We start from the raw sequence: 15,495 nt of genomic DNA, 5'->3' as shown, positions 1-15,495 counted from the left end.
CTTTCTACCTACATCTGCTCCAGTGCGTAAAGCGCAGCTCCCACTGCTCCCACAATCTCCGGTTCCGGACAGATATAAAGTTTTTCCCCGATTTTTTCTTCTACCGCACGCACAACACCCGGATTTTTCGCAACGCCGCCGGTCATCATAAATTCCGGCTCCATCCCTGCTCTCTTTAAAAGTGAGTAGGATTTATTCGCGATCGCCCTGCAGATTCCATTTGCGATATCCGCCTTTTCTTTGTTATTGGCGATCAGAGAGATCACCTCCGACTCCGCAAAAACGGAACACATGCTTGTGATTTCAATATCCTCCGTCGATTTCATGGCGATCGGTCCCAGTTCATCGATATCGATCTCCAGAGATCTTGCTATCATCTCAAGGAAACGTCCGGTTCCTGCCGCGCACTTGTCATTCATGACAAAGTCCACGACTTCGCCGTTTTCATTTAACCGGATTCCCTTACTGTCCTGTCCTCCGATGTCGAGAATCGTCCGGATCTTCGAATTGAAATAATGAGCGCCCTTGCCGTGGCAGCTGATCTCGGTAACATTTTCATCTGCAAACGGAATGCTGACTCTTCCATATCCGGTAGATACAATTCTTGCGATGTCCTCTCGTTTCAGTCCGGCCCGGTCAAGCACCTCTTTTAAAATCCGGTCCGCACTCTCGCCGGACTTTGCTCCGGTCCGGATCACGGAAAATGCCCGGATTTTTCTGTCCTGATCCATGATCACGGCATTGGTCGACGTCGATCCGCTGTCAATCCCCATTACATACATGCTTTCCTCACCTCTCCTTTTTGATGTCTCTTTCCTGCTGCCTTTCAGTGATTCCAGAAATGCTTCCATCCTGGTCAGCACCTGTCCGTAACTCTGCTTCGTGTAATCTGTCTCCAGAAGCAGCATCGGCTTCTTTAAAATCCCTTTGAGCCATGCGTACTCATACGAATAATTATCGCAGAATTGGACGGTATGGTAAAGTACCCCGTCCACACTTTCTGCATATTTCTGAATCAGATCGTCTCTTCCGGCGGCAGCCTCCATCCGCATACACGGAAACTGGCTTAAAAGCCCTCTTACATATCCGCCAAACACATCTTCCGCATCGTAGAGCAGCTTTCTCGCAAGACCGGTACAGGTCAGGTCAAATGCCACATTGGCCCCTTTGTCCTTTAAGATCTGTTTGATCGTCTCGTCGGCTCTTGCACCGATGATTCCGATATTCGGCCCGCCCTTTTTCAGGGAAATCATTTCCTCCCTTTGATGGGCCCGGATAATTTCTTCCAGCTTTTCCTCCTCAAACTTCTTACCGGAATATACTTCATAAGCATGGATCATGTCACGGATCCGCTGTGCGTAAAGTGTGATCCCCGCATCTTTGATGATCCGCGGCGTATCCAGCATGTAAATGAATTTATCCGGCATCTCCTCGGTCAGTACGTCATAGAGCCTGCGTATGCTGTCGCAGCACGTCGTCAGGATGATTCCGTCATACTCTCCTTTTGACACTTCCTCCAGCACGCCCTTCGCAAAGCTGCAGATGTTCGGATGCATCTTCATATCCGCCTGATTAAAACTGGTCACCTGCGGCTCAATCCTCTGAACCGGTTCTCCCATGGCCGCGAAGACTTCCACAGGTGCATATTTACATATATATCCTAACATTCCTTTTCCTCTGTCTCCAACAATTCTAAAAATGCCTCCAGCCGCGTCTTGATCTGTCCGTCGTGGCTGTTTCTCTTGTCAATCCCGTCACCGTCCAGAATCAGCGTCGGGATGCCTTTTTCTTTCATCCGGTCTTTCAAGATCAGACTTCCGCCGGATGCCTGCTTGCATCCCCAGTGGCAGAAATGGATGACTGCGTCCGGTTTCAGCCGGTCCGCCAGCTCTCCGACCATATCGGCCTTCCGTGAATAAGAGCCATTGTACAGATTCCGGATGATCTTTTTGGCAAGTGACTCAAACGGTTTTTCCGGATCCATCTTCTCCATGTAATCAATGACAATATCCCCTGCCGTGATCTGATACTCTTTGCTTCCGTTAAAATATTTCTTCAGTGTTTCCTGATAAAACGGCAGAAGATGAATCCAGAGAATCCTCTTTCCTTCAAATTTCGGGTATGTCTGAATATCCTCGACCATAAAACGGATCAAGTCAAGAAATTCCTGCGTTCCGATAAGCAGATGGGTTCCCATCATCAGATACAACTGGCTGATAATCTCTCCCGGATAATAATAGGTATTCTGAAGTTCAAAAAACCGGAACAGCTCTTTTCTCGTCTCATTTTCGATCCGGATGGTCTCCCGCAGTTTTTCCTCGCTGAAACGTACTCCAAAAGTTTCGGAAAGCTTCTCTGCAAGTTCCCGAAGCTGATCCGCCAGATAGGAGACTGACGCCTCATCATCCCGGTACGGGACATCCAGAAAGGTAAACGGTACTCCCTTTTTCTTCTCCAGATAACGGAACGTATTGAGGTTTCCGTCACAGGAAAGAGAGGTCGTCACCGCATAGTGGGGCTGGCGCACCACGCCGCTGTCCACGCCTCCGACAAAAGTCTTATGATAGGAACAGAGTGTCGGCGCAATTCCGGCATTCTGTGCGTAGTCGATGAACTGATCTTCCAGATGATATCCGCTTAAATAGCACGAAAGACACTCGATGGAGAGTGTCCGGATTCCCATGCTCTGCATGATCTCGCACGGCGCGAAAATATTGCTCCACACATAGCTGTCCTCTCTGGCAAGAGCGTCCGCCACCAGTGACATCATCATCGATTCCAGCTTCTGATATCCTTTGGAAAGCCCGCTCTTTGGCAGAAGTCTGGTTCTCCATTTGTTTGCCTGAAACCCGAAAATCATTTTGTTCCAGCTTTTCTCAGGATGCTCGATTGCTTCCTGTCTTACAAAGTCAATATATTTGTCTGCAACTGACATGCTGTCATCCCTCCTTATTTCTTTGTAAGCGGTACGAAAGCCCCGATGAAAAGAGGATTCTCCTGTTTTTTCATCAGGGCCGGGCGTCTTAAAATGCCGCAAGCAGTTTTTCAATATGTTCTTCTTTTGTTGCCCATGACGTACAGATCCGGATCACCGTATGGTCCGCGTCATAGCGTGTCTCATGGTTAAACAGGAATTCTTTTTCCAGTTCCTGTAATTTCGTATCTTCCACAATCACGAACTGCTGATTCGTGATACTGTCCATATAGAAGCGGTATCCTTTCTCCTGAAGCTCCTTTTTCAGCTTCATGGCAAGCCGGTCCGCATGGCGTCCCATCTCCATGTAGAGGTCATTCTCAAACATGGCAAGGAACTGTAGGCCGAGGAGCCGTCCCTTTGCGAGCATTCCGCCTTTCTGCTTGATCAGGTAGCGGAAGTCCTCCTTCAGCGCCGAATGGCTGATAACGACACACTCCCCGAACAGCGCTCCCACTTTGGTGCCTCCGATATAAAAGGCATCTGTCAGTGCCGCAATGTCAGAAAGCGTCACATCGGTCCCTTCCGCTGCAAGTCCATAGGCAAGCCTTGCACCGTCCAGGAAAAGATACAGTCCGCACTCGTCGCAGACCTTTCTCAGATCTGTCAGTTCCTGTTTTGTATACAGCGTGCCAAGCTCTGTCGGATGTGAGATGTATACCAGCTTTGGCTGTACCATATGTTCATGCGCTCCATCCGCCCAGTGGCTGTCATGGGCCTCTTTGACCTGCGCCGCCGTAATCTTTCCGTCCTTGCCCGGCAGAGCAAGAACTTTATGGCCGCACGCCTCAACAGCACCGGTTTCATGAACATTGATATGTCCGGTCTGCGCGCAAAGCGCCCCCTGATACGGGCGAAGTGCCGCGTCGATCACGGTCAGATTGGTCTGAGTGCCGCCCACAAGAAAATGGATGTCCACGTCCTCCCGGCCAACTACTTTTCTGATACGGGCTCTTGCCTCTTCGCAGTACGGATCTTCCCCGTACCCGACACTCTGCTCCATATTCGTATCTATCAGTTTCTGAAGGACGGCCGGATGCGCTCCTTCCACATAATCATTCTGAAACATAATCATAGTCTTACCCTCCTGTCCGTTCTTTTACTCCTTATAACTCTCTATAACGCTGCGGATTGCTCCGCATTTCATGCCAACGTTATCAGTATATCACATTTTCCGGACATTTACATAAGCTGTGCGAAAAAGGATGCGCCCACAACCGTCAAAAGTCCTGCCGTGACGATCGCAAGGCTTCCCATGGCTCCCTCGACTTCGCCCATCTCCATGGCCTTGGCGGTTCCCATCGCATGGGAGGCGGTCCCAAGGGCCAGTCCTTTTGCGATCGGATGGCGGATCTTTAAGATCTTATAAAGCCATTCTGACGTGATATCTCCGATCATTCCGGTCACACAGATGACCGCCACGGTGATGGCGGTTATACCACCCATTTCCTCTGAGACTCCCATCCCGATAGCTGTGGTGATGGACTTCGGGAGCAGGGTTACATACTGCTCGTGGTTTAAACCGAACAGTTTGGATAACAGAAAAATGCTGACAAGGCTTGTCAGTACGCCCGCCAGGAGCCCGCACAGAACAGCCGCCAGATTTTCCTTCAGAAGCTTGAGCTGTTCGTAAAGCGGCACCGCAAGGGCAACCGTCGCCGGAGTCAGAAAATAACTGATATATTTGGCGCTTGCATTATAGGACTCGTACTCTACGTTGGTGAGCGCCAGAAAGGCGATCAGTACAATCGCTGTGATCAGAAGCGGGTTCAGCACCGCAAGTTTGTACTTCCGTTTCAGCAGAAGCCCCCCTTCGTAGACAACCAGGCTGATCACCGGTCCAAAAAAGAGGGAATGTTCAATAAAGCTCTGCATCTTATTCTTCTACTCCTTTCTCCGTTTTCTCGATGACCTTTTCCGTCACAATGCCGGTCACTACCATGACGAGAAGCGTCGTCACAAAGGTGATCACTATCACCGGCACTACCACCGGGCGCAGCTTATCCCAGGCTGTCATCAGTCCTACCGCCGCCGGAATAAACATCACCGGCATCAGTTCGATTAAAATCACCGATGCCTCTTTGACCTGAGGCACACGGATTAATCCGGTCATCAATGCCGTCAACATCAGCACCAGTCCATAAACACTGGCCGGAACCGGAAACGGGAGAATCCGGTTAAGGATCTCTCCCAGAAGTGAAATTATCATTATAATTAAAAATTGCCGTAATACTTTCATATTTTTCTCCTGTTTCTTTTCTGTCATTATGTAAAAGGCATATACGCAGCCGTTTTAGGATACGCCCTGCCCGGACGCATGATCCAGCAGATAGACAACAAGCATATCCACCATCTTGTCATAGCTTTCCATACCGTTTTCCTGCCCGTTCGACTTTAAATAGGCATCGTTAATCTGATTGGACACCTCCGCAATCCTGCCTTCATGCTCTGCCCAGAACGCATCATTTCTCTGAAGGTCTTTTCTTGCGTTTTCCGGAAGCATCCCGTAAAGTTCCTCGTAGGATGCCTGATCATAATTCCAGAGCTGGTTGGTCGCATACAGCCATCCGGATAAAGCCGCACTGTACCGGAATTCCGCCACATCCGACCGGCTGCACGCAAGCCAGGCGATGAAGTTTGCCTCCCGCTCCTGCATGAATCCTTTCAGGTGAGAGAGCTCGTGGCACATGGTAAACGGAATATTATACGCAGTCATGTCCCCATTATAATTGGCTTCCACCGTAAACGGGGAATAAATTCCCGTCAGTGACTGTATGGAAAGGAATTCCGAAAAAATCAGCTTTTTCGGCTCCGGATAATAACCCTTCAGTTCCCGGTAGTCTTCCCCCAGCGTCTGCATGGCCCGGACCGCATTCTTTCCGGCATCGGTCGTAAAGAGAAGCTCCCCGTCATCGTCCCTTGTAACAGAAGGCTCCGTATCCTGCACCGCCTGAGTCAGCGTCAGGCAGACGCTCCGCAGTTCATCCACGGTATAGTCCCGCGGAAGAATTCCGCTCCGCTCTGCAAACGAGGTGCTCCGGTAATTGATCCCGCAGTTGATCACATATAGAAATGCGAGAACCGATACGGTCCACAGCAGTACGACCGCCGTCTTCTTCGTCCGGTAAAAATTCCAGTTTTTATGGATAATCGAAAGCAGAATGTACAGAAAACCTAAAATGAGAGTCAGCACAAAAAGATACAGGCCGATCTCCGCCACAGAGGTCGGAACCAGCCCGAAAATCCGCCCGATACTTCCCGTCAGAGCCGGATAGATATGCTCTGTATGCCAGTCGGCAAATCCGTCTACATACACCGACGCAGCCATCAGGGCCACTGAGACGGCAAGAAGAATCAACGGAATCAGCACCCGCTTTTTAACTCGTCTCTTTCGTCTCTTCCTCATTTGCAAAACCTCCCGGAAACATCTTGTGAAAATAGTCTCTTGTCCGGCGGACATCCTGATCCACCTGATTTTTGACTTCCTCAAGGGAATCAAACTTCTGAATCCCCCGCAGGAAAAGATAAAACTCAATCATCACTTTTTTCCCGTACAGGTCCATGTCAAGCCCCGGTATATATGTCTCCACCGTAGTCTTCGGATCATTGTCCACCGAAGGTCTTGTCCCTACATTGGTGACACCTGCGTACCGCTTCCCGTCAATCCACGCCATAACTCCGTAGACTCCGTGCTCCGGAAGTTTGTCCTCTTCCTGATACTGTAGATTCGCCGTCGGCATACCGACCTTTCTTCCATTTCCTTTTCCGTGAATAATGATTCCTGTTAATGTATACAATGGTGTTCCTCCGCCTGTCCATTTTACTTCATAACGCTTATTATGACATTTTTCTCCAAAGCAATCAAGACTAACTTCTTTTTTGCACAAATTTATGGAAGCATACTTGCGGCCGCAAGACCGAGGGCAAGAAAGGGGCCAAGGGGAATGGTCTCTTTCCTTTTGCGCTTTTTGACGGCTGTCATGGCAAGTCCATAGATTCCTCCCGCCAGAAGCCCCAGAAACAGCCCAAGGATCCCCCGACTTGTTCCGAGGCAGAAGCCGGCTGCCGCCATCAGTTTGATATCTCCGCCTCCAAACGCTCCCTTTACAAGCAGGGCGGAAAGAAACAACGGAAATGCACTGGACACTGCCCCTGACACCGCCTGCAGAAGAGACAGCTGCTGCCACGTATCCGTAAAAACGGCAAGCAGCCCCGTAATCAGGAGAAGTGCCGGATAACGGTCCGGAATCTTTTTTTCGTTCCAGTCCGACACTGCCGCACCAAAAAGTACTGTCAGAAACAGTAGTTCACATACGATATTCATAACATCCTCTTTTCGTGATCATTTTATGATAGGTCAAATTGATAAAACAGAATTGTTTTCAGAAAAGGAGAAAGGGATGCGCCCTTTCCCCTGTTGAATGGTCTTTGAATAATCTTTTTGCTATTTTGATTCCTCATCCTTTAACGTCCGGAACCAGAAGACCGTCATCTGATCCTGATAATCCACCCCATAGGTCATGCCATGCGCTTTCAGGATCGTGCTGACAATGGAAAGCCCAAGCCCGGTTCCCTCCCTGCGTCCTGCCTGATGCTGGCTTCTCTGATACCTCTCCCAGATCAGTTCCCGCTCTTCCTCCGGAATTGGATTTCCCGGATTTTTCACTTCTACAAGACAGCCATCTTCTCCCGTCTTCAGGGATACGATAATTTCCTTTTTATTTTCAGTATGATTCAAAGCATTATATAGAAGGTTTCGGATCACCTGGCTCATTTTCAGCGCATCTACATATACCGGAATCTCCGTTTCATCCGAGACGTAACGGATCTGAATCCCGTACTCTCTGGCACTCGGTTCACAGAACATGATTTCGGATTCTACGATTTCATACAGGTTGTACCATTCTTTTTTCAACTGAAGATAGCCGGTCTGAAGCTGAGAATAGTCCAGAATATCATTTACCATCTCGCTCATACGCTTTGATTCCCGGATAATCAGGTTCAGATCTTCCGTACGTTTTTCCTCATCCTTCCAGTGGATGTCGCGGACCATTTCCGCATACCCTCCGATCAGGGCCAGAGGAGAACGGAGTTCATGAGAGACATTGGCAATGACTTCTTTCCGTAAATCGTCCACTCTCCGAAGTGCCCGTGAAAGCTCTTCCACGGAGTCCGCCAGCTGTCCGACTTCATCATTCAGCTTCAGGTTCGGTACCGCTGTCAGATCCCCTTTTGCCAGGTCATCTACGGTACCTTTGATAATATGGATCGGTTTCGTAAACTTTCTGGAAAGGATATGCGCCAGAATTGCCGAAGCAATCATCAGAAGAACGCTGAAAAAGATCAGCTGTCTGCGGTTCATATCCAGTACCTGATTCAGTTCCGTAAAATTCTGTGTCAGAATAATATATTCCTTTTCTCCGTTATAGAGGACCGGAATCCCGATTTCATAAGATATCAGCTGTGATCTTTCCCTCACTTCCCTGCTGAAAGACTCCCCGTCCAGAATGGATTGGTATTCTTCGCTGTCTCTGATATTCTGCCAGGGCTTGATATTTTTCTCATCTTCATCGATGTCCAGCTGGTGTCCGTAACTGTAAATGGCTTCCAGCCGGCCTTCGGAATCGACAATCATCAGCTTGCCGTTAATCGTCTTGCTCAAATATGGAATCAGCTGATCATTGTCTGCCAGATCTTCACTGTTGAGCTGTTCCTCCACCGGTTCCAGCCGTTCCTGTATCCCTTCAATCGCCACCTTGGTATAATTTCTCTCCAGGACAAGGATCTGGATAACCCACATCAGGACGATCGTAAAGATGACAAGAGCCATCATGATGAGCCAGAGACGCGCCATCATGCTGGAAAAAAGGCAGTGCTTTTTTTTATTCTCTGTACTCAAATTTATATCCGACTCCCCACACAGTCTGAATCAGCTTCCGGCGGTCTCCCAGATGCTCTCTCAGAGATTTGACATGGGAATCTACGGTCCTTGTATCTCCATGGTACTCGTATCCCCATACTGTCTCCAGAAGCTGTTCCCTTGTCAGGACAATGTGTTCATTTTGTGCCAGCTTAACCAGCAAATCAAATTCCTTTGGCGGCAGATTGATCGTCTTCTCCCCGATTTCCACCAGCCTCGCATCGATCTGAATCCTCAGATCACCAAACTGTAAAATCATATTCGGCGCGCTTCCGGTTCTTTTGAGTACCGCATTCACTCTTGCCATCAGTTCTTTCGGACTGAACGGCTTGGAGACATAATCGTCCGCGCCCAGATTAAATCCAAGAAGCTTGTCATACTCCTCGCTCCTTGCAGTCAGCATGATCACCGGGATCTGTGAGTGCTCCCGGATCTCCGCAAGAGCCTCAAAACCGTCCTTTCCCGGCATCATAATATCCAGAATCAATATATCAAAATCCGTCTTATCCAGCAGGTCGATTGCTTCCTGCGCATTTTCCGCCTCCTGGCACTGGAATCCCTCCAGTTCTGCGTAAGTCGATACCAGTTTTCTCAGATGCATGTCATCATCCGCGATCAGCATCCTTCTCAGCATCCGCCTCATCCTTACTCCTCCTTCCATCCTGCCCCATGGGCAGTACCCCTTTTCGGGTTCATTTTTTCTATTATAAAGTGTAATTGTAAGAATTTTGTGTGCATTTTCTAAAAAAACATGGGAAAACGGATGAGGCGGTTTTCCTGCTATTCTTTCCGTGTTTTCGCATTCATTACAAGCATCTGGAGCCGGTTTTCTATATTTGCAAAACTGACATCCGGATCATAATCCAGCGTCAGGATCTGGATATCCGGATACCGCTCTTTGAGCCTCTTGGAAATTCCTCTTCCGACCACATGGTTCGGTAGACATCCAAACGGCTGTAAAATAACGAAGAACTTACAGCCATTCTTTGCGTGGTGCAGGATTTCTCCCGGAATCAGCACCCCTTCTCCCGCGTCAAACGTATGATGAATGATCGGATCGCTGTCCTTGACCAGATCCTGCATTCTGCATGCCGGGCGATAAAGCGGATGCATTTTTGCGATCGAATCCGTCACGTTGTGGGCCAGATTGAAGATCTGATTTGCTGTGTGGAACCACACCTTATCCTTGACCGGCTTCTTCAGATGATATTCCCTGTTCTGGCTGTCTTTATAAAAATAAGTCTTACGGATTACATCCGTCATCCGCGCTTCAACAATCTCAAACCCGTTGTTTTCCAGATATCTTTCAATCTCATGATTGGCACCCGGATGGAAATTCAGAAGGTACTCTCCGACAATCAGTACCCGCGGCCGCGTGGTTGTCCGGTCATATGAAACCTGTTTCATGATTTCGATGGCCTTTTTAAAGCCTTTCTTCATTCCGGAAATGCCGGAGCGTTCCAGTCCTCCTATCACCTGATCCATTGCTTTTTCAAATGCCCGGTCCGCACTTCCTTCTTCCGTCTCATACGGCCGGATCTTCCGAAGAAGTTCCTCCAGCACATCGATCATCGGAAGACCGAAGGCAATCCGCATGGCGGAAAGCAGATTCATCTGAAAGCCCGGATGCAGGTTGTGATAATCCATATCGTCATTGGTCAGAATCGGAACATTCTCGTATCCCGCATCATCCAGAGCCTTGCGAAGCAGCGCACCGTAATGGGTAAGACGGCAGTCTCCGATATATTTTCCCATTGCGATTGCCACATGGTCGGTATCGTACTTTCCGCTTTTCAGTGCCGCAAGAGCTTCGCCAATGACAATCTGTGCCGGGAAGCAGATATCATTGTGCACATACTGCTTCCCGAGCCGGATCGCTTCCTCCCGACCGATCTCCAGCGGAACCGTGCGGATTCCCTGCCCTGCATAGGCCGCTGCCATCAGTCTGGAAAAGGCATGGGATGTATTCGGGATCAACACAACTTTTTCCTGTCTGCTTTCTTTCGTATATTTCACCGGATACGGATCTTTCAGTTCATGAAGTTCAAGTCCCCGTTTTTTCTCCCTTCCCATGGCTACCGTCTCCAGGAAGGAACGGACACGGATTCGGAGCGGTCCTTGAATATCACTTTCATCCAGCTTCAAAACAAGCGGTGTCTTACCGGAAATCTCCTTCATGAGACGGATGATTTCGTCTGAAAGGTATGCATCATGACCGCAGCCAAAGCTTACGATCTGCACATATTCCAGATGTTCGTTGCCAGCCGCAAGGATTGCAGAAGAAATCATCCGTGCATGGTAGTTGTTTACGATATCCAGCCGGCTTTTGCTTAAATCCACCTCATTGGCCTCCGTCAGGGAGTCCGCCGTCAGCACCGGGATTCCCATCCGCGTAAACATATCCGGCAGATCGTGGTTGACCAGAGAATCATTCTGATACGGCCTTGCCGCCAGTACCACCGCGAATCTTCCGGTACGGGTCACTTCCTCAAGGATGGCGCTTCCCGCTTTTTTCAGTTCGGTGTGGAAGGTATCTTCCGCCCGGTCTGCCGCTTCCATGGCCTGTCTTGTCATCTCTTCCGGGATCTGGAAGGTCGCTTTCATATACTGAGTCAGCTGCCTGTCCCGGTCTTCCTTCGTATACCAGTGGAACAGCGGGGCGTCATACGGGATTCCCCACATCTGCGCCGGATTGTCCGAGTTGCGCACGACAATCGGATATCCCTTTACAACCGCGCACATGGACTCACTTGTCTTTTCCGTGTTCTCGGTCGGAACCGTCGTGATCGATGGCATGAAAATCCGGTCCACCTTTTTGGACGCCAGATTTCTCAGGTGCCCGTGGACAAGCTTTGCCGGAAAGCAGACTGTATCTGAAGTTACCGCTGAAAGACCTTTTTCATAAATCTTCCTTGTACTCGGATCCGAAATCTTTACATCAAATCCCAGAGATTCAAAAAATGTTACCCAGAACGGCATCGTCTCCCAGAAGGAAAGGACACGCGGAATTCCGATGGTGATGTTCCTTTTCGGTGCAAGCTCCGGATGCGGATACTCCCGGAACAGAAGCTTTTCCCGCTTCCGGAACAGGTTCGGCACGGCATTTGCCTTCTGCGTCTTTTCCTTTAACTGCTGCCGAACATTGGAATCCTCCGGCATGCCAAGCACCGTTCCCCTTTCACACCGGTTGTTCGTGATCCACGCATTGCCGTTGGAGAAGGTGACGATCGTCCTCTTACAATGGTTCTGGCAGAACGGGCACGGAGAATTGGACTCCTGCTTATAGGAAAAATCATCCAGAGAGTCCAGATCGATAAACGTCCTTTTCTCCGGTTCTTTCTGGTGGCGTTCCTTTGCGATCAGCGCAATTCCGATGGCTCCCATGATGCCCGGATACGGCGCCCGGAATACTTCCCGCCCGAGGTATTCTTCCATCGCCCGGACTACCGCATCATTTTCAAACGTGCCGCCCTGCACGACAATCCGGTCTCCCAGAGAGTCCCGGTTGGAAATGCGGACGACTTTCGTAAAGACATTTTCTATAATGGAACGGCACAGACCGGCCATGATATCCTCCGGCTGTCTTCCGTTTCTCTGCTCTGTAATAATGCTGCTGTTCATAAAGACCGTACACCGGCTTCCAAGCACCGCCGGATGCCTGGACGAAAATGCCACCTCGGCGATCTGCTTTGACGGTATCTGCAAGGTAGATGCGAAGTTTTCCAGGAAGGAACCGCAGCCTGATGAACATGCCTCATTGACAAGAATGTTGGTAATAACACCGTTGTCCATCCAGATCGCTTTCATGTCCTGTCCGCCGATATCTAGAATAAATGTCGCATCACTGACATATTTCTGCACCGCCCTTGCGTGTGCTACCGTCTCTACGGTATGGTACTCTGCCTGGAATGCCTTGGCAAAGAGCTGCTCACCGTATCCGGTTGTCCCTGCCGCAATGATTTCCAGTCTAGCACCCGCCTTTTTGTAGCGCTCCCGCATCTCAATCAGGGCACGCTTTGCCACCATAAGCGGTTCTCCTTCATTCGGTGCATAGAAAGAGCCGAGAATTTCCTCGTCTTCTCCGATCAGAACAAACTTTGTCGTCGTGCTGCCCGAATCGATTCCCAGATAGGCTCTCACCGTCTCTCCCGGTTCCGGCTGTTTCCATTCCACCGGTTTTGTCGCATGTCTGCGGCGGAATATCTCTTCCTCTTCTTTAGACGCAAAAAATGGCCGGGCTTCCTTCGAGTCGGCATCCTTTTCTTCTTTTGCATTCTGAAGAAGCTGTGCGTACTCGGAAGCGGTACGGCTTTTCGTTTCAAACATCGTCTTCAGCGAGATGGCTGCGCCATAGGCCACCATCAGTTCCGGGTGTTCCGGCCTTAAAATATCCTCCGGAGAAAGATCCAGACGCTCGGCAAAGACACGGACGAGAACCGGATTAAAGGTAAGCGGTCCTCCCTCAAATGCTACCGGCTTTTCGATCTCAAGTCCCTGGGCGAGACCGCCGATGGTCTGCTTGGCAATCGCGTGAAATGCAGAAAGAGCCAGATCGGTCTTGGCCACTCCCTGATTCAAAAGGGGCTGGATATCGGTCTTGGCATACACGCCGCACCGTCCTGAAATATCATAGACACAGGTTCCCTGTTCAGCCAGCGCATTGAAATCCTCCACGGAAACTTTGAGAACAGACGCGATCTCATCGATAAATGCGCCGGTCCCTCCGGCACAGCTTCCGTTCATCCGCATATCCGCAACCTGGAGCGCGCCGGTCCCCTCTTCCTTTCGGAAGAAAATCATCTTTGCATCCTGTCCTCCAAGCTCAATGGCACTCCCGACGGACTCATATTTGTCCTGAAGCGCGATGGCATTTGCCGCCACCTCCTGTACAAAAGGGACATCCATTTTCTTTGCAACGGGTTTGGCTCCCGAACCGGTCAGCGCGATCCGCACCGGCACATCCGGGCATTCCCGCGCGAATTCCTCTACCGCGCGGACGACACTTTTTAACTGCTTTGCATGGTGCCGTCTGTAATTTGAATACAGGATTGTCCCTTGTTCCGGGTCCACCGCAACGATCTTTGTCGTGGTGGATCCAACGTCAATTCCAACCAGTAATTCCTGATCAGATGAAAGTCTCAAATTTCTGCTAATCATATACTTCATCTGCCTTTTCTTAATGTATCTTAAATTTTTTCATCTACCTTGAAACAGGATTCCCCTGACGGACCATCTGTCGGCAGGGGAATCCCATTCAATTTGTCATGATTGAATTATTAACACAAAGTGAGGAAAATGTCAATTTATCTCTTTACTGATTTAAAATCTGCATAAACTCCTCTTACAGTACCGGACATACGGTTTTCATATCCGTACCGTCTGTTTCATTTACGGTCAGGAAAAGTCCGTCTGGTCTCAGGGCGCAGCAGACCGCACAAAGTTTCCCCGGTCTGTTCATTATTCCAGTACCACAGATCTTCCGGCTCCGTCACCCGGAACATACCTGAAAGCACCTTCCGGTCCGGACAGATCTTCGGGAAAAGATCCTCCAGCCCGGCAAACAGTTCTTCATTATAATACTCCGTTCTGTCATCGCCCCACAGCGCACAGTAGAATATCCCCGCCTCAACCAGATCCTGGAACATATGGCTTCCGTAACTCAGCTCCGGCATATATCCCGCACGGCTGTCCGAGACTTCACAGATTCCCCGGAATCCGGAAATCTGTGCAAAGCTCACCGGCACTCCCAGTTCCGGTGAAGAAGTTCCCACCCTTCCCGGCGTCATAAGTAGGATCTTCTTTCCTTTCCCTCTGTACCATGCATTGACCGCGCCCACCGCCTCCGCCGCCTGAGACTTGAGCGCATAAGGATATTCATAGTAGGCTTTCGCATCGATCTGTATGACCACATCGATCTTCTCCTTCTCCGAAGTCCCCATGGCAGAATCTCTGAGACGGAAAAAGCAGTCCTTTTCCGGCAGTCCTGGAATCCCGGTAATGCTTCCCTTCTCCCCCGTATAGAGCGGCCGGCACTGGAGAAGGTTGACTACGAACTCGCCTTCTTCATTCAGATTGACTGTATACTCAATATCCACCGGATTGCCGTAGACCTGACCTAGTGTTTTCAGTACGCTCTGCATAAAACCGGTAAACTCCCTGTTCTCAAGAAGTCCCTATAACTAAAAACAGCGAAAATGATATGCTGTCCTTCCTGACAGGAAATCTGATCCTCAGGACAATACGAAGTTAACCTCTTTCTTTGTTTATCATAATTATTTTCTGTCTATTCTGGTTTTTTTATTTTATATGGATTTTTTTCTGACTTTATATTGACACGTCCCGATTTATGAGTTATTATTAAGACATCAAAAGAAAAGGAGGACGGACCACCAAAAACATAAGTTCAACATTTAAATTTTAAAGAAACGAGGTATAGTCCAATGGCAAAGTAATCGAAATATTATTGAAAACACTATTCAGAAAGGATAGTTTTAAATAGATATCAATTAAACAAGGAGGAAAGACCCATGGATGGAATAGGTAAATAATCCACTGTACGAATGCGAAATCGATACAGTGGATTTTTATTGCCCTCTTATAT

General features: G+C 49.2%; 12 protein-coding genes. All 12 read right to left on the bottom strand.

Translation table 11 applies throughout. From position 1 onward, the window contains the following. Window positions 1–8: 8 nt before the first annotated feature. Window positions 9–1,667 (bottom strand): acyl-CoA dehydratase activase, encoded by a 1,659-nt coding sequence (locus tag B5G11_RS09560; RefSeq protein ID WP_087253132.1) that lies wholly within the window; start codon window positions 1,665–1,667, stop codon window positions 9–11. Next, window positions 1,661–2,935: a 2-hydroxyacyl-CoA dehydratase family protein gene (locus B5G11_RS09555; RefSeq protein WP_087253130.1), complete on the bottom strand. Its 1,275-nt coding sequence runs from the start codon at window positions 2,933–2,935 to the stop codon at window positions 1,661–1,663. The genes B5G11_RS09560 and B5G11_RS09555 overlap by 7 nt, the downstream gene beginning before the upstream one ends. Before the next feature lie 88 nt (window positions 2,936–3,023). Beyond that, window positions 3,024–4,049, bottom strand: coding sequence for a low specificity L-threonine aldolase (locus B5G11_RS09550; protein ID WP_087253126.1), 1,026 nt, complete (start codon window positions 4,047–4,049; stop codon window positions 3,024–3,026). Window positions 4,050–4,156: 107 nt separating this feature from the next. Then, a complete protein-coding gene (locus B5G11_RS09545) occupies window positions 4,157–4,849 on the bottom strand; it encodes an LrgB family protein (RefSeq protein ID WP_087253124.1) in 693 nt (230 codons plus the stop codon). 1 nt (window position 4,850) lies between these two features. After that, window positions 4,851–5,213, bottom strand: a complete 363-nt coding sequence (locus tag B5G11_RS09540; protein ID WP_087253122.1) for a CidA/LrgA family protein — start codon at window positions 5,211–5,213, stop codon at window positions 4,851–4,853. Window positions 5,214–5,267: 54 nt separating this feature from the next. Beyond that, window positions 5,268–6,380: a DUF3810 domain-containing protein gene (locus tag B5G11_RS09535; RefSeq protein ID WP_158099248.1), complete on the bottom strand. Its 1,113-nt coding sequence runs from the start codon at window positions 6,378–6,380 to the stop codon at window positions 5,268–5,270. Further along, window positions 6,352–6,771, bottom strand: a complete 420-nt coding sequence (locus B5G11_RS16330; RefSeq protein ID WP_158099247.1) for a riboflavin kinase — start codon at window positions 6,769–6,771, stop codon at window positions 6,352–6,354. Before B5G11_RS16330 ends, B5G11_RS09535 begins: the two co-directional genes overlap by 29 nt. 92 nt (window positions 6,772–6,863) lie before the next feature. Further along, window positions 6,864–7,298: an A24 family peptidase gene (locus tag B5G11_RS09525; protein ID WP_087253118.1), complete on the bottom strand. Its 435-nt coding sequence runs from the start codon at window positions 7,296–7,298 to the stop codon at window positions 6,864–6,866. A 120-nt stretch (window positions 7,299–7,418) separates the two neighbouring features. Beyond that, the gene (locus B5G11_RS09520) at window positions 7,419–8,831 is read right to left on the bottom strand and encodes a HAMP domain-containing sensor histidine kinase (RefSeq protein ID WP_158099246.1); all 1,413 of its coding nucleotides are present in this window, start codon (window positions 8,829–8,831) and stop codon (window positions 7,419–7,421) included. A 25-nt stretch (window positions 8,832–8,856) separates the two neighbouring features. Next, complete coding sequence (locus B5G11_RS09515) at window positions 8,857–9,537, bottom strand: response regulator transcription factor (protein ID WP_330616794.1); 681 nt, start codon at window positions 9,535–9,537, stop codon at window positions 8,857–8,859. Between the two features lie 137 nt (window positions 9,538–9,674). Next, window positions 9,675–14,051: an acyl-CoA dehydratase activase gene (locus B5G11_RS09510; RefSeq protein WP_087253327.1), complete on the bottom strand. Its 4,377-nt coding sequence runs from the start codon at window positions 14,049–14,051 to the stop codon at window positions 9,675–9,677. Window positions 14,052–14,278: 227 nt separating this feature from the next. Beyond that, window positions 14,279–15,034 carry a PEP/pyruvate-binding domain-containing protein gene (locus B5G11_RS09505; protein ID WP_087253114.1) on the bottom strand — a complete coding sequence of 252 codons (756 nt, stop codon included), beginning with the start codon at window positions 15,032–15,034 and terminating at the stop codon, window positions 14,279–14,281. Between the last annotated feature and the right edge of the window lie 461 nt (window positions 15,035–15,495).

This window comes from Drancourtella sp. An57, assembly GCF_002161525.1.
GTDB classification, from domain to species: domain Bacteria; phylum Bacillota; class Clostridia; order Lachnospirales; family Lachnospiraceae; genus Sellimonas; species Sellimonas catena.
This window is presented reverse-complemented; position numbering and strand designations above follow the sequence as displayed.